This is a genomic window from Pseudomonas entomophila (assembly GCF_018417595.1).
In the GTDB taxonomy this organism is placed as follows: domain Bacteria; phylum Pseudomonadota; class Gammaproteobacteria; order Pseudomonadales; family Pseudomonadaceae; genus Aquipseudomonas; species Aquipseudomonas entomophila_C.
Map to the genome: position 1 here is coordinate 480,377 of NZ_CP070982.1, position 14,624 is coordinate 495,000.

The 14,624-nt window shown below is 62.5% G+C and carries 18 protein-coding genes (1 of these 18 cut by a window edge); 8 read left to right on the forward strand and 10 right to left on the reverse strand.

The window, feature by feature from the left end; translation table 11 throughout:
• Nucleotides 1–175 precede the first annotated feature (175 nt).
• From JYG34_RS02060 to JYG34_RS02075, 4 genes are all read left to right on the forward strand, one after another.
• Nucleotides 176–769 (forward strand): aminodeoxychorismate/anthranilate synthase component II, encoded by a 594-nt coding sequence (locus tag JYG34_RS02060; RefSeq protein ID WP_213659313.1) that lies wholly within the window; start codon nucleotides 176–178, stop codon nucleotides 767–769.
• Nucleotides 770–778: 9 nt separating this feature from the next.
• Complete coding sequence (trpD, locus tag JYG34_RS02065; protein WP_011531859.1) at nucleotides 779–1,828, forward strand: anthranilate phosphoribosyltransferase; 1,050 nt, start codon at nucleotides 779–781, stop codon at nucleotides 1,826–1,828.
• A complete protein-coding gene (gene trpC, locus JYG34_RS02070; RefSeq protein ID WP_213659314.1) occupies nucleotides 1,825–2,661 on the forward strand; it encodes an indole-3-glycerol phosphate synthase TrpC in 837 nt (278 codons plus the stop codon). The genes trpD and trpC overlap by 4 nt, the downstream gene beginning before the upstream one ends.
• Nucleotides 2,662–2,811: 150 nt before the next feature.
• Nucleotides 2,812–3,516 carry a lipoate--protein ligase family protein gene (locus JYG34_RS02075; RefSeq protein WP_213659315.1) on the forward strand — a complete coding sequence of 235 codons (705 nt, stop codon included), beginning with the start codon at nucleotides 2,812–2,814 and terminating at the stop codon, nucleotides 3,514–3,516.
• Here JYG34_RS02075 and crp read toward each other — a convergent pair.
• A complete protein-coding gene (gene crp, locus JYG34_RS02080; protein WP_011531862.1) occupies nucleotides 3,513–4,157 on the reverse strand; it encodes a cAMP-activated global transcriptional regulator CRP in 645 nt (214 codons plus the stop codon). The two genes, JYG34_RS02075 and crp, sit on opposite strands and share 4 nt — an antisense overlap.
• Nucleotides 4,158–4,346: 189 nt before the next feature.
• Here crp and JYG34_RS02085 point away from each other — a divergent pair, with 189 nt between their 5' ends.
• On the forward strand, nucleotides 4,347–4,769 hold the full coding sequence (locus tag JYG34_RS02085) for an OsmC family protein (protein ID WP_213659316.1): 423 nt from the start codon (nucleotides 4,347–4,349) through the stop codon (nucleotides 4,767–4,769).
• A 20-nt stretch (nucleotides 4,770–4,789) separates the two neighbouring features.
• Here the strand turns inward: JYG34_RS02085 and JYG34_RS02090 are convergent, their stop codons facing one another.
• From JYG34_RS02090 to hemJ, 7 genes are all read right to left on the reverse strand, one after another.
• Nucleotides 4,790–5,209 carry a hypothetical protein gene (locus JYG34_RS02090; protein ID WP_213659317.1) on the reverse strand — a complete coding sequence of 140 codons (420 nt, stop codon included), beginning with the start codon at nucleotides 5,207–5,209 and terminating at the stop codon, nucleotides 4,790–4,792.
• An 8-nt stretch (nucleotides 5,210–5,217) separates the two neighbouring features.
• On the reverse strand, nucleotides 5,218–6,255 hold the full coding sequence (locus JYG34_RS02095) for a DUF2157 domain-containing protein (RefSeq protein WP_213659318.1): 1,038 nt from the start codon (nucleotides 6,253–6,255) through the stop codon (nucleotides 5,218–5,220).
• A 10-nt stretch (nucleotides 6,256–6,265) separates the two neighbouring features.
• Nucleotides 6,266–6,913, reverse strand: coding sequence for a 2-polyprenyl-3-methyl-6-methoxy-1,4-benzoquinone monooxygenase (gene coq7 / locus JYG34_RS02100; protein WP_213659319.1), 648 nt, complete (start codon nucleotides 6,911–6,913; stop codon nucleotides 6,266–6,268).
• A gap of 65 nt (nucleotides 6,914–6,978) precedes the next feature.
• Nucleotides 6,979–7,317 (reverse strand): histidine triad nucleotide-binding protein, encoded by a 339-nt coding sequence (locus tag JYG34_RS02105; RefSeq protein ID WP_213659320.1) that lies wholly within the window; start codon nucleotides 7,315–7,317, stop codon nucleotides 6,979–6,981.
• 64 nt (nucleotides 7,318–7,381) lie between these two features.
• Nucleotides 7,382–8,155, reverse strand: a complete 774-nt coding sequence (locus JYG34_RS02110; protein ID WP_213659321.1) for an SDR family NAD(P)-dependent oxidoreductase — start codon at nucleotides 8,153–8,155, stop codon at nucleotides 7,382–7,384.
• 51 nt (nucleotides 8,156–8,206) lie between these two features.
• Nucleotides 8,207–9,163 (reverse strand): NAD(P)H-dependent flavin oxidoreductase, encoded by a 957-nt coding sequence (locus tag JYG34_RS02115; protein WP_213659322.1) that lies wholly within the window; start codon nucleotides 9,161–9,163, stop codon nucleotides 8,207–8,209.
• A gap of 30 nt (nucleotides 9,164–9,193) precedes the next feature.
• Complete coding sequence (gene hemJ, locus JYG34_RS02120) at nucleotides 9,194–9,619, reverse strand: protoporphyrinogen oxidase HemJ (protein WP_213659323.1); 426 nt, start codon at nucleotides 9,617–9,619, stop codon at nucleotides 9,194–9,196.
• A gap of 140 nt (nucleotides 9,620–9,759) precedes the next feature.
• On the opposite strand from hemJ, the gene argC reads away from it, so the two are divergent.
• Nucleotides 9,760–10,794 carry an N-acetyl-gamma-glutamyl-phosphate reductase gene (argC, locus tag JYG34_RS02125; protein ID WP_213659324.1) on the forward strand — a complete coding sequence of 345 codons (1,035 nt, stop codon included), beginning with the start codon at nucleotides 9,760–9,762 and terminating at the stop codon, nucleotides 10,792–10,794.
• A gap of 145 nt (nucleotides 10,795–10,939) precedes the next feature.
• On the forward strand, nucleotides 10,940–11,290 hold the full coding sequence (gene erpA / locus JYG34_RS02130) for an iron-sulfur cluster insertion protein ErpA (protein WP_011531872.1): 351 nt from the start codon (nucleotides 10,940–10,942) through the stop codon (nucleotides 11,288–11,290).
• Nucleotides 11,291–11,351: 61 nt separating this feature from the next.
• On the opposite strand, the gene JYG34_RS02135 is transcribed toward erpA, so the two are convergent.
• Entirely contained in the window at nucleotides 11,352–12,443 is a 1,092-nt protein-coding gene (locus tag JYG34_RS02135) for an anhydro-N-acetylmuramic acid kinase (protein WP_213659325.1), read from the reverse strand.
• 4 nt (nucleotides 12,444–12,447) lie between these two features.
• On the reverse strand, nucleotides 12,448–13,863 hold the full coding sequence (locus JYG34_RS02140) for a peptidoglycan DD-metalloendopeptidase family protein (RefSeq protein WP_213659326.1): 1,416 nt from the start codon (nucleotides 13,861–13,863) through the stop codon (nucleotides 12,448–12,450).
• Nucleotides 13,864–14,075: 212 nt separating this feature from the next.
• On the opposite strand from JYG34_RS02140, the gene tyrS reads away from it, so the two are divergent.
• Nucleotides 14,076–14,624 carry the beginning of a tyrosine--tRNA ligase gene (gene tyrS, locus JYG34_RS02145; RefSeq protein ID WP_213661096.1) on the forward strand. The gene runs 651 nt beyond the window's last position, so only the first 549 of its 1,200 coding nucleotides appear in the window; its start codon is at nucleotides 14,076–14,078; its stop codon lies off the right edge, out of view.

Genomic DNA, 14,624 nt, shown 5'->3' on the forward strand with positions numbered 1-14,624 from the left:
GCCATCGCCCGTTGGCGTTGGCGCGCCTGACTTTATCTCTTGCCGGTTTACCCGGCCCGTCCCCGTTTGCCTTCCGTTCGTTTCACCTGCCGCCTTGTTGCGCACCTGTTCGCGCACCTGTGATCGGCAGTGGAAGGCTCGAATCAAAAGTCAGTCTTCAAGAGGTTCGTTCCAGATGTTACTGATGATCGACAACTACGACTCCTTCACCTACAACGTCGTGCAGTACCTCGGCGAGCTGGGTGCCGAGGTCAAGGTCATTCGCAACGACGAAATGACCATCGCCCAGATCGAAGCCCTCAACCCCGAGCGCATCGTCGTCTCCCCCGGCCCTTGCACGCCCAGCGAGGCGGGTGTGTCCATCGAGGCCATCCTTCATTTCGCCGGCAAGCTGCCCATCCTGGGCGTCTGCCTCGGCCACCAGTCCATCGGCCAGGCCTTCGGTGGTGACGTGGTGCGCGCACGCCAGGTGATGCACGGCAAGACCAGCCCGGTGCTCCACCGCGACCTGGGCGTGTTCGCCGGGTTGAACAACCCGCTCACCGTCACGCGCTATCACTCGCTGGTGGTCAAGCGCGAAACGCTGCCAGATTGCCTGGAAGTCACGGCCTGGACTGCCCACGAAGACGGCTCGGTCGACGAGATCATGGGCCTGCGTCACAAGACGCTGAATGTGGAAGGGGTACAGTTCCACCCCGAGTCCATTCTCACCGAGCAGGGCCATGAACTGTTCGCCAACTTCCTCAAGCAGACCGGCGGCCGCCGTTAAGGATCGATCATGGATATCAAGAGCGCGTTGAGCCGTATCGTCGGCCACCTGGACCTGTCCACCGAGGAAATGCGCGACGTCATGCGCCAGATCATGACCGGCCAGTGCAGCGAGGCGCAGATCGGCGCCTTCCTCATGGGCATGCGCATGAAGAGCGAAAGCATCGACGAGATCGTCGGCGCGGTGTCGGTGATGCGTGAGCTGGCCGACAAGGTCGAGCTCAAGAGCCTTGACGGCGTGGTCGACATCGTCGGCACCGGCGGCGATGGCGCCAACATCTTCAACGTGTCCACCGCGTCGGCCTTCGTTATCGCGGCGGCCGGTTGCACGGTGGCCAAGCACGGCAACCGCGCGGTTTCCGGCAAGAGCGGCAGCGCTGACCTGCTGGAGGCGGCGGGCATCTACCTGAACCTGACGCCGGTCCAGGTGGCGCGTTGCATCGACAGCCTGGGCATCGGTTTCATGTTCGCCCAGACCCACCACAGCGCCATGAAGCACGCGGCCGGCCCGCGTCGTGATCTGGGCCTGCGTACGTTGTTCAACATGCTCGGCCCGCTTACGAATCCGGCCGGTGTGAAACACCAGGTGGTCGGGGTCTTCACGCAAGCCCTGTGCCGCCCACTGGCCGAAGTGCTGCAGCGTCTGGGCAGCAAGCATGTGCTGGTGGTGCATTCGAAGGACGGCCTGGACGAGTTCAGCCTGGCTGCGCCGACCTTCGTCGCCGAACTGAAGAATGACCAGATCACCGAGTACTGGGTCGAACCGGAAGATCTCGGCATGAAAAGCCAGAGCCTGCATGGCTTGGCCGTCGAAGGCCCGCAAGCGTCGCTGGAGCTGATCCGTGACGCGCTGGGCAGGCGCAAGACCGAGAACGGGCAGAAGGCCGCCGAGATGATCGTACTCAACGCGGGCGCCGCCCTGTATGCCGCCGATCATGCGATGACCCTGGCACAAGGTGTGGAACTGGCCCATGACGTGCTGCACACCGGGCTGGCCTGGGAAAAACTGCAGGAGCTGGGTGCGTTTACCGCGGTATTCAAGGTGGAGAACGAAGCATGAGTGTCCCGACGGTGCTGGAAAGGATCATCGCCCGCAAGTTCCAGGAAGTGGCCGAGCGTAGCGCACGCGTCAGCCTCGCCGAGCTCGAGGCCATGGCCAAGGTGGCCGATGCGCCGCGTGGCTTTGCCAACGCCCTGATCGAGCAGGCCAAGCGCAAGAAACCGGCGGTGATTGCCGAGATCAAGAAGGCCTCGCCCAGCAAGGGCGTGATCCGCGAAAACTTCGTGCCGGCGGAGATTGCCGTCAGCTACGAGAAGGGCGGTGCGACCTGCCTTTCCGTGTTGACCGACGTGGATTACTTCCAAGGTGCCGACGTCTATCTGCAACAGGCCCGTGCCGCGGTTTCGTTGCCGGTGATCCGCAAGGACTTCATGGTCGACCCGTACCAGATCGTCGAAGCCCGAGCCCTGGGTGCCGACTGCGTGCTGCTGATTGTTTCGGCGCTTGACGATGTAAAAATGGCCGAGCTGGCTGCCACGGCCAAGGATGTCGGTCTCGATGTGCTGGTGGAAGTGCACGACGGTGATGAGCTGGAGCGTGCGTTGAAAACCCTCGACACGCCACTGGTCGGGGTCAACAACCGCAACCTGCACACCTTCGAGGTCAGCCTCGAGACCACCCTTGACCTGTTGCCGCGCATCCCACGTGATCGCCTGGCCATCACCGAGAGCGGCATCCTCAACCGTGCCGATGTCGAGCTGATGGAAATCAACGAGGTGTATTCGTTCCTGGTCGGTGAAGCCTTCATGCGCGCCGAGCAGCCGGGGCTGGAGTTGCAACGGCTGTTCTTCCCGGACCAGGTGAAGAAAACCGTGGTTCAGCCACTGGACTGATCGAGTCGAAGCCGGCGTTTGCCGGCTTTTTTGTTTGTATGCCATGGCCCCTGCGCGGGTAAACCCGCTCCTACAGGTTCCTCATATTGCTCCTGTGGGTACGGGTTTACCCGCGAAGGGGGCCAAGAGAACAACATCAAAGGTGGATCAATGACCGATCAACCCCTGGCCCTGACCGTCGAGCAAGGCCTGCACGCCGAGCAGGACCTGCTGGCCGCCGTGTGCCGTGGTGAACGCGAATCCGGTGTGCTGTTCTGGCGCCCGACCGACCATGCCCTGGTGATGCCACGACGCATGAGCCGCCTGGAAAACTTCGAAGCTGCCTGTGCCGAGCTGGCGATCGCCGGCTGGCCGGTGTTGCTGCGTGAAACCGGTGGCGAGCCGGTACCGCAGTCCCACGCCACGGTGAACATTGCCCTGGTCTACGTGGCGCCGCGCAGCGAAGGCGACCATGGGCGGATCGAGAACGCCTACGAGCGCCTGTGCCTGCCGTTATGTGATGTGTTGCGCGAATGGGGCGGGGTGGCTTCGGTTGGTGAAATCGACGGCGCCTTCTGTGATGGTCGCTACAACGTCAACCTCAATGGCCGCAAACTGGTCGGCACCGCCCAGCGCTGGCGCCAGGGCCTGGGTGGCAAGCGCCCGGTGGTGCTGGTGCACGGGGCGTTGTTGCTGGACAACGAGCGCGAATCGATGGTGGCGGCGGTGAACCGCTTCAACGAATGCTGCGACCTGGAACAGCGTTGTCGCGCCGATAGCCACATCGCCCTGCATGAAGTGGTGCCCGAGGTACCTTGGTTCGAGCGCCTTGACCAGGCTTATGCCGATGTGATCGGGGCATTGCCGAAGGATTAACGGGTACCGTAGACCACCATGGTCTTGCCCTTGACTTGCACCAGGCTGCGCTCCTCGAGGTCCTTGAGCACGCGGCCTACCATTTCACGGGAGCAACCGACGATCCGGCCGATCTCCTGGCGGGTGATCTTGATCTGCATGCCATCGGGGTGGGTCATGGCGTCGGGTTGCTTGCACAGTTCGAGCAGGCAGCGGGCAACCCGCCCGGTCACATCGAAGAAGGCCAGGTCGCCCACCTTGCGTGTGGTGTTGCGCAGGCGCTGGGCCATCTGGCTGCCGAGCGCATAGAGGATTTCCGGGTCCTGGCGGGCCAGTTCGCGAAATTTGTCGTAGCTGATCTCGGCCACTTCGCATTCGGTCTTGGCGCGCACCCAGGCACTGCGCTGGTGCTCCTGGCCAACCGGCTCGAACAGGCCCAGTTCGCCAAAGAAATCGCCGTTGTTGAGGTAGGCGATGATCATTTCGTGGCCTTCGTCGTCCTCGATCAGGATGGTCACCGAACCCTTGACGATGAACGACAGCGTTTCGGCCCGGTCGCCCGCGCAGATGATGTTGCTCTTGGCCGCATAGCGGCGGCGCTGGCAGTGCCCGAGCAGCTTGTCGATGTTCTTGATCTTGGCGGGAAGGGCTGAGGAGACCATCACGAAATCCTGTTCGAAGCGACGCATTGGCTTTTATATAGTTGGCCTGGCGTGATGCGCCAGGCATTTGGCGCCAGCTTATCAGACACTTTCGCTTGTATCGGCATAAAAGCGACGTGTCTTGAGCTTTTCCGACAGCGCTGCAAGGACTAAGCTGACACCCTTTTACGAAATCGGGAGTCCGGATAGATGAAGGCACGCATCCAGTGGGCCGGTGAAGCGATGTTCCTCGGCGAGTCGGGGAGCGGCCATGTCGTCGTGATGGACGGCCCACCCGAAGCCGGTGGCCGCAATCTGGGCGTGCGCCCGATGGAGATGCTGCTGTTGGGCCTGGGTGGCTGCAGCAGCTTCGACGTGGTCAGCATCCTGAAGAAGTCGCGCCAGGCCGTGGAAAGCTGCGAAGCCTTCCTGGAGGCCGAACGCGCCAGTGAAGACCCCAAGGTGTTCACCAAGATCCATCTCAACTTCGTGGTCAAGGGGCGTGGGTTGAAGGAGGCGCAGGTCAAGCGTGCGGTGGAGCTGTCGGCCGAGAAGTACTGCTCGGCCTCGATCATGCTGGACCGCGCGGGCGTCGAGATCACCCACGGTTACGAAATCGTCGAGCTCGCGTGACGTGCAGGAGCGCCTGAGGCTCAGGCGCTCCGCTTGCGTAGTCGCTCAATGCCAAGCAGCAGTGCGAGCCCAGGGATGAGGGCGAGCAACAACCAGTGCGCGTTCACGCCCAGCAACATGACCAGTTCCAGGTCGCTCCAGGTACTGCCGTAGCTTTCGGCAAAGTTCAAGCACTGCAACTGCGCAACGATGATCGCAAGCAGCACAAAAACGCCGATGAGCGTTCGACGGCTGTGGATAAAGCAGCCGAGCAGCAGGAACATCAGTTGCACTGGGGCGGTGAACAGCAACAGTTCGAGCGCGCTGTTGCTATTGGGCTCGACGAGATAAGGCAGCTCCAGGCTGAACCCGGTTTGCCTGAGGCTGGCTGTCATCAGGCAAACGAAGAAATAGGCAACCAGAATCAGCCCCAGGCCCTGCAGCAGGCGGGCGATTAACATTCGTATGCTCAACGGCGCAACGCTGGGAGCAGTTGCAAAAGGCTGGCAGGCACTTTTGCTCGCAGGTGTGCGCTCAGTGCTTCCCGTCGCTTCTGGTAGAGCACGCCCAGCCCGATAACGGCGAGACCGATCAGGGTCAGTACTACAGGGAACAGCAGGGAATCGGCGAATACTTCGTAGGAAAGGTACCCCAGGTAAGCCGCCACTCCCATCGCGCCGAACACCATGAACACCGGTCTGCGCAAAAGCACGGCCAGACTCATCAGCCCCAGGTTGATCAGGCAGTACACGAACTTGCCCCATTCGCTGCCGCTGTCCATCAGTGTCAGCCCGCCCCAGAATGCCGCCAGCCCGGCGAGGTACCCCCAGAAGGCGTAATCGCGCTCGGTGCGCCCGTCCACCACGAGAAACACCAACAGCATGGCAAGGCCGAACCACAGCGATACGGTACGGCGTTGTTCCCAGTCGAAGACATCGCCGTAAAGCCATTCGGTGAAGTCCATCGACATGAACCACAGCGCCACGGCAATCGGCATGACAATGAATGGGAAGGGCACCAGGCGCAGCATCAGCAGGCCGGCGAGCACGGTTGCCGCCTCCATGGCCAGCCAACCGCCCTGCACGTAAGTGTAGTACTGGTGATAGTCGCCTTGGGCATCATCCATTGGCCACCAACCGAGCAAGCGCTCGATGGCGAACACCGCCAGCGGCACGATGCTGACCGCCACCGCCGCCAGTACGCCTGCGGCGATGGGTTGGCCTCGGCGTTGCAGCGACAGGGCGAACAGGGTGATCGCTGCAATGTAGAGCAGCGCGATGGCCAGCAGCGCAGAGTCGCCGATGCGCATCCAGGCTTCCGTGAGCAACCAGCCCATGGCGCCCATGATCAGCAGTGCGCCGAAATAGAATGCCACGTGAGCCAACTGGAAGCTGCCGGAGGTTTGTGGCTGCTGGCGCAGGAAATCCAGCAATGCCCGGTCCTGGCCGGGTTGCAGTATCCCGGCGCTCACGGCGCGTGCCAGGTCCTTGGCGTCGAAGCGTTCCATCCGGGTTACCTCAGATGCGGTAGGTGCTCTTGGTCATGACCTTGGCCAGCAGGCTCATGCCAAAGCGGACGGGGGCCGGGAAACGATAGCCGCCGGCTTCCAGGGCCGATTCAGCGTGGTGTTCCTCGTCGATGCGCATCTGCTCGAGGATCGCTCGGGACTTGCCGTCGTTCTCGGGGATCTGCTCAAGGTGTTCGTCCAGGTGCTTGCACACCTGATGCTCGGTAGCCGCGACGAAACCCAGGCTGACCTTGTCGCTGACCAGGCCGGCGAGGGCGCCGATGCCGAAGGACATGCCATAGAACAACGGATTGAGCACGCTGGGGTGGCTGTTGAGCTGGCGAATACGCTGCTCGCACCAGGCCAGGTGGTCGATTTCTTCTTCGGCCGCATGCTCCATGGCCTTGCGCACCTGGGGCAGCTTGGCGGTCAGGGCCTGGCCCTGATAGAGCGCCTGGGCGCAGACTTCCCCGGTGTGGTTGATGCGCATCAGGCCGGCGATGTGGCGGGTCTGCTGCTCGTCGAGTTCAGCGTCCGGCTGGATGATCGCTGGAGAGGGGCGGGCAGGTTGGCCGCTGAAGGGCAGCAAGGTGCGCATGGCGGTATCGGCCTGCAGCAACAAGCGGTCGAGCGGCGAATAGTGACGTTCGGTAGCCATCGGGCACCTCCGCAAGAGTGTGCCCGACAGTTTACCGCAATCGGTTGAACCGAGCTTGCCTTGGATCAGCCCGGTGGCCAGTGCATCTGGCGCTGGCCGAGCACATGCATGTGGATGTGGTAGACGGTCTGGCCGCCTTTCGGGTTGCAGTTCATGACCACCCGGAAACCTTCCTCGCAGCCCTGCTCGACGGCCAGGCGCTGGGCGGTGAACAGGATGTGGCCGGCCAGGGCCTTGTCCTCTTCGGTCAGGTCGTTGAGGGTACGGATGTGTTTCTTCGGTATGACCAGGAAATGTACCGGCGCCGCGGGGGCGATATCCTTGAAGGCCAGAACCTGGTCATCTTCGTAGATGATATCCGCCGGGATTTCCCGGTTGATGATTTTGAGGAATAGATCGTCCACAGCACTTGCTCCATGGTGAGTGTCCGGGCCGAGTGTACTGAGCCCGCTGCCGCTCGCCCAGTGGTTATTCCATGCCGACCGGGCAGTAGCGCCGATGGATCGCCCCGGCCAGTTTGCGCGTCAGCCAGCGTGGCAGCAGGCGCGGGGCGAAGGCCAGCCAGCGGTTGCGTCGGCCTGGCATGATCAGTGCGCGGTTCTTGTCCAGGGCTCGGACGGTATGCAAGGCAATTTCCTCAGGGCTGGGGCTGCCATCGAGCCTTGGGATGCTGCGCCGTGACGAGCGTACAGGTCCGGGGCACAACACCGAGACCTTTATCCCAGTACGCCGAAGCTCCTCGCGCAACGCTTCGGAAAAGCTCAGCACATAGGCTTTGCTGGCGGCATAGGCAGCCATCCAGGGGCCGGGCGCGACGCCGGCGAGCCCTGCGACATTGAGAATCTGCCCACCACCCTGGATCGCCATCAAGTTACCGATGGCGTGGCACAAACGGCTCAGGGCGAGGATGTTGACCTCAAGCAGGTCCTGCTCGTCGGCCCACTCATGGGCGAGAAACGGCCCGTAGGTGCGCTGCCCGGCGCAATTAACCAGCAAGTCGATACGCCGCTCGCCTTCCTCCAGTTCGAGTACGAAGCCCGATAGGCGCAAGGGCTGGCTGAGATCGCAGGCACGGAACAGCACTTCGACCCCGAATCGTTGGGTGAGCTCGATGGCCACCGGTTCCAGCGTCTCGCGCTGGCGTGCCACCAGGATCAGGTTGCGCCCGCGCCGCGCCAGTGCCTCCGCCAGGGCAAGGCCCAGGCCGCTGGAGGCTCCAGTGATCATGGCGTAACGGGTCATGCAAGGCTCCTGGGGCGTGAGGGGCGCCTAGTGTACAGCCTGGCCGATTTGCTACAAGGCGTTGCCGCGTAGCTGCTGGCTACGATCAAGGGCCGCCTGGTATTCGTCGCGCAGACGCTCGATCAGCTCGGCGACACGAGGCAGGTCGTGGATCTCGCCAACGCCCTGGCCGGCGGACCAGACGGTCTTCCACGCTTTTGCCTCGTCATCCAGAGGCTTGAGCTTGCCTGTCTCATGGTTGCTCTTCAGGGTGCCGAGATCGTAACCAGCCTGCTCCAGGCTCTCGCGCAGGAAACTGGCCGGGATACCGGAGACTGCCGGGGTATGCACGATGTCGGCTGCGCCTGCACCCAGGATCATCTGTTTGTAGGCTGCTTGGGCCTGGCTCTCTCGGGTGGCGATAAAGCGCGTGCCCATGTAGCCCAGGTCGGCTCCCAGCATCTGAGCGGCCAGCAATTGGTTGCCATGGTTGAGGCAACCAGCCAGCAGGATGGTCTTGTCGAAGAACTGGCGGATTTCCGCGACCAGCGCGAACGGGCTCCAGGTCCCGGCATGGCCGCCTGCCCCCGCAGCCACGGCAATCAACCCATCAACACCGGCTTCGGCGGCTTTCTCGGCGTGGCGACGTGTGGTCACGTCGTGAAACACCAGGCCGCCATAGCTGTGCACTGCATCCACCACCTCTTTTACCGCCCCCAGGCTGGTGATGACGATCGGCACGCGATGCTCGACGCACAGTGCCAGGTCGGCCTGCAGGCGCGGGTTGCTCAGGTGCACGATCAGGTTCACCGCATAGGGCGCTGGTGCCTGCAGTTGCGCCAGCCCAGCCTCGATCTGTTCCAGCCAGTCCTTGAAACCCGCACTGTCACGCTGGTTGAGCGCGGGAAAGCTGCCCACTACGCCATTCGCGCAGCACGCCAGCACCAACTGCGGGTTGGAAATCAGGAACATCGGTGCGGCCACCAGCGGCAAGCGCAGGCGTTGTTCGAGCGAAGCGGGCAGGGACATGGCGAAACTCCTGTAGGCGGTGGTTTACCGTCAGAACGGTTTGACCACCACGAGAATTATGATACCCAGCAAGATGAGGACGGGCACTTCGTTGAACCAACGGTAGTAGACATGGCTGCGGGTGTTGCTGCCCGCGGCGAAGCGTTTGCGCTGGGCGCCGCACATGTGATGGTAGACGGTGAGCAGGGCGACCAGGGTCAGCTTGGCGTGCAGCCAGCCCTGGCTCAGCCAGCCGGGGTTGAGATACAGCATCCAGCCGCCGAACACGTAGGTGGCGATCATCGCCGGGTTCATGATGCCCCGGTACAGCTTGCGTTCCATGGTGACGAAGCGGTCCAGGCTGACGCTGTCCTGGCTCTGGGCGTGATACACGAACAGGCGTGGCAGGTAGAACAGGCCGGCGAACCAGCAGACCACGCTGACGATATGCAGCGCCTTGATCCATAGATAGAGCATGGGGAGTTCCTTCAGGTTTTCACGGTCGTCAGATAGTAGAGTCCCAGCGCCCGAAGGGACATCCCAAGAGTTGTTACAGGCCTTTCGCGCCCCTATTATCGTGCGCTTTCCAGTCGGTTCGTTGATAAGGGGCAAGCGTTATGATCAAGGTCGGTATCGTTGGCGGCACGGGCTACACCGGTGTCGAACTGCTTCGTCTGCTGGCGCAGCACCCACAGGCCGAAGTGGCGGTGATCACTTCGCGTTCCGAGGCGGGCGTGGCGGTTGCCGACATGTACCCGAACCTGCGCGGCCATTACGACGGGCTGACCTTCAGCGTGCCTGACAGCAAGACCCTCGGCGCCTGCGACGTGGTGTTCTTCGCCACCCCGCACGGGGTCGCCCACGCCCTGGCCGGCGAGTTGCTGGCGGCGGGGACCAAGGTCATCGACCTGTCCGCCGACTTCCGCCTGCAGGACGCCGCTGAATGGGGCAAGTGGTACGGCCAGCCCCATGGCGCGCCCGAACTGCTCAAGGATGCGGTCTATGGCCTGCCCGAAGTGAACCGCGAGAAGATCCGCCAGGCGCGACTGATCGCTGTGCCCGGCTGCTACCCGACCGCGACCCAACTGGGCTTCCTGCCGCTGCTGGAAGCTGGCCTGGCAGACCCATCGCGCCTGATCGCCGACTGCAAGTCGGGTGTGAGCGGTGCCGGCCGTGGCGCTGCGGTGGGCTCGTTGTTCTGCGAGGCAGGCGAAAGCATGAAGGCCTATGCAGTCAAAGGCCATCGCCACCTGCCGGAAATCAGCCAGGGCCTGCGTCTGGCCGCGGGCAAGGACATCGGCCTGACGTTCGTGCCGCATCTGACCCCGATGATCCGCGGCATTCACGCCACCCTGTACGCCACGGTCGCCGACACCTCCGTGGACTTGCAGGCGCTGTTCGAGAAGCGATATGCCAACGAACCGTTCGTCGACGTGATGCCGGCCGGCAGCCATCCGGAAACCCGCAGCGTGCGCGGCGCCAACATGTGCCGCATCGCCGTGCATCGACCGCAGGGTGGCGATCTCGTGGTGGTGTTGTCGGTGATCGACAACCTGGTCAAGGGCGCTTCCGGACAGGCGGTACAGAACCTGAACATCCTGTTCGGCCTGGATGAGCGCATGGGGCTGTCCCACGCCGGCCTGTTGCCGTAAGCAGCCTCCGTGTATCAAGGCCCGCCCTGCGCGGGCCTTTTTCATGGGCGCGACTAAAGCCGCACAATTCTTGACCGATTTTCTCGGAGAAGCGGATAATGCGCGACATCGAGTTTTATGGCGGCACTGCGCCGGGAGAATCAACATGAGCGTCGAATCCTTCACCCCCACGGCTTTGGAGTTCACCCCAGGGGCTGCGCACAAGGTGAAGACTCTGGTCAGCGAAGAGGGCAATGATCGTCTGAAGCTGCGGGTATTCGTGACCGGCGGTGGTTGCTCGGGCTTCCAGTACGGCTTCACCTTCGATGAGGATGTGGCCGAGGACGACACCATCGTCGAGCGTGAGGGTGTCGCGCTGGTGGTCGATCCGATGAGCTTCCAGTACCTCGCGGGTGCCGAAGTGGACTATCAGGAAGGCCTGGAAGGTTCGCGCTTCGTGATCAAGAACCCGAATGCCACCACTACCTGTGGTTGTGGTTCGTCGTTCTCGATCTGATTACCGTGCTGCAATAGAAAACGCCGCGCACTTGCGCGGCGTTTTGCATTCTGCAAAGCGGCTATGCCGGGTAGATGGCGCCGAGGATGCGCAAGCCTTTGGCGGCGGTCACGCTGGGGCGGTTGGCGGGGATGCCCTCCAGGCAGCAGTGGGCAAGCCAGGCGAAGGCCATGGCTTCGACCCAGTCAGGGTCCACGCCATGCGCCGCAGTGCTGGCAACCTGCGCCGAGGGCAGCAGCGCTGCCAAGCGGGCCATCAGCGTTCCATTGCGTGCGCCCCCGCCACACACCAGCAACGACTCGGTAGCGTCCTGGGCCTGGCGCAGCGAGTCGATGATGCTGCTGGCGGTCAGTTCCAGCAGAGTGGCCTGAACATCTTCGTCCCGGTACGCAGGCAAGCGCGCAAGATGCGTATCCAGCCAGGGCAGGTTGAACACTTCGCGGCCAGTACTCTTCGGGCCGCTCCCGGCAAAGAACGGATCACTCAGCAACGCTTCAAGCAGGCCAGGCTGGACTGTACCACTGGCCGCCCAGCTGCCATTGGCATCAAAGGCCAGGCCTTGCTTGCGTTCGACCCAGGCGTCCAGCAGTACGTTGCCAGGCCCGCAGTCGAAGCCATGCACCGGTTTGTTCTGCTCGATCAGGCTCAGGTTGCTAAAGCCGCCCACATTCAAGATGGCTACGCGCTGACCAAGATGCCCGAACAGGGCCTCGTGGAAGGCCGGTACCAGTGGTGCACCCTGGCCTCCAGCTGCCACGTCCCGGCGGCGAAAATCACCCACCACGCAGATGCCGGTCAGTTCGGCGAGCAATGCCGGGTTGCCGATCTGCACGGTAAAACCGCGAGCGGGTTCATGGCGGATGGTTTGCCCGTGGCTGCCGATGGCGCGGATAGCGTCAGGCTTCAGGCCTTGAGTGGCCAGCAGGCGGTTGATTCCGTGGGCCGCGAGGCTGGCCCAGCGATTCTCTGCCAGGGCCGCACGCGCAATCTCGTCCGGTCCGCTGGCGCAAAGGCCAAGCAGGTCCTGGCGGAGATCGGCGGGCATGGGGATGTAATGGGTGGCGAGCAGCTTTGGCTGCTCGTGTTGTTCGATCAGGGCAATGTCCAGGCCATCGAGGCTGGTCCCGGACATCACCCCCAGATAGAGCGCCATGCCGTCAGCGTTTGTTGGCGGCGAGCAGGGTGGCCTTTTCCTGATCCATGCGGGCGATCAGGGGTTGGCTCTGCTGGTTGAAGCGTGCGCGTTCGGCCTTGGCGATCGGGTCGGCCATCGGCACCTTCTGGCTCAACGGGTCGACGTGCACGCCGTTGACCTGAAACTCGTAGTGCAGGTGTGGGCCGGTCGACAGGCCGGTAGTACCGATGTAGCCGATGATCTGGCCCTGCTTCACACTGCCACCCGTCTTGATGCCTTTGGCGAAGCCCTGCATATGACCGTAAAGCGTCTTGTAGGAGTTGCCGTGGGCAATGATCACGGTATTGCCATAGCCACCGCGACGGCCTGCCAGCTCGATGCGGCCATCGCCGGCGGCCTTGATCGGCGTGCCGCGGGGGGCGGCGTAGTCCACGCCTTTGTGGGCGCGGATCTTGTTGAGGATCGGGTGCTTGCGGCCAGCGGAGAAGCGCGAGCTGATGCGGGCGAAGTCCACCGGTGTGCGGATGAACGCCTTGCGCAGGCTATTGCCGTCGGCGGTGTAGTAGTTGGTGTTGCCCTGCTTGTTGGTGTAGCGCACGGCGGTGTAGGTCTTGCCGCGGTTGGTGAAGCGGGCGGAGAGGATGCTGCCGGTGCCGACCACCTTGCCATCCATCATCTTCTGCTCGTAGACCACATCGAACTCGTCGCCTGGGCGGATATCCTGGGCGAAGTCGATGTCGTAGCCGAGGATCTTGGCCATGTCCATGGTCATGCTGTGTGACAGGCCGGCACGCTGGGCCGAGGCCGACAACGAGCTCTTGATCACGCCATGCGCGTAGGCGGTGCGTACTACCGGCTTGCTGACCTCGCGATCGAAGGTGAATCCCTTGTCGGTGCGGGTCAGGCGAATGGTCTCGAGATTGCTGACCTTGCTATGCAGGCTGGTCAACTGGCCATCTTTGTCCAGTTCGAACTGCAGCACCTGGCCATGCTTGAGCTGGCTGAACTGCTTGGCTTGCTTGTTACTGGCGAGGATGTCGTGGACGGCGTTGGCAGGTAGGCCGACCTTGTTGAACAGGGTGGAAAGCGTATCGCCACGGGAGACGACCACTTCACGATGGCCTGGTGCCTTCTCTTCTTGCTTGGCGACAGGCGCGGGTTCGCTCTTGCTCTGGGCGGTGTCCGCCTCATCGCCTTCGATCTGGGCGAAAGGGGAGTCGGTATTCTGCTCGGCCTGCACCAGCGGTGCGGCCCGGGATTCGTCCTTCAGTTGCTCGGCTGGGCTTTCCAGTTCCAGGCTGAGGGTGGTTTTCTTGGCTTCGACTTCGCTGGAAGGGAAGACCAGCAGCGCCAGGCTAAGCAGGGCAGCGATGCCGCTGGCGGCCAACAGATGGCTTTTCGGATAAAGCGGGGGCGCTTTAGGCGTTTCGTTGGTCATAGGTGAAGTGACTTTGAAAAAATGAGATGGAAAAGATGAATGACATGATGAAGATGAAATAACTGTATAAAATATAACCAAATCCGTTCTCGCGCAAGGGCGCGTAGACGCCGTGGCGCGTCGTTCGGGTCACATTTCATTGCGAAACTTGTAATTGATGGCCGATCTTGTATGGTTGGCTCCCCTTGAATCTGAGCCTTGCGGGTCTGTCTATGAAGTCGGTTGAAGAGCAGCTGGCGCTTATCAAGCGCGGTGCGGAAGAGGTATTGGTCGAATCGGAACTGGTGGAGAAGCTCAAGCGCGGTGAACCGCTGCGCATCAAGGCGGGCTTCGATCCAACCGCACCCGACCTGCACCTGGGCCACACCGTGCTGATCAACAAGCTGCGCCAGTTCCAGGAGCTTGGCCACCAGGTCATTTTCCTGATCGGCGACTTCACCGGCATGATCGGTGACCCGAGCGGCAAGAGCGCCACGCGCCCGCCGCTGACCCGCGAGCAGGTGCTGGATAACGCCGAGACGTACAAGCAGCAGGTGTTCAAGATTCTTGATCCAGCGAAAACCGAGGTGGCGTTCAACTCCACCTGGATGGATCAACTCACGCCTGCCGACTTTATCCGCCTGGCGTCCCAGTACACGGTCGCGCGCATGCTCGAGCGTGACGACTTCGACAAACGCTATACCAGCAATCAGCCGATCGCGATCCATGAGTTCCTCTATCCGCTGGTGCAGGGGTATGACTCCGTGGCGCTGAAGGCCGAT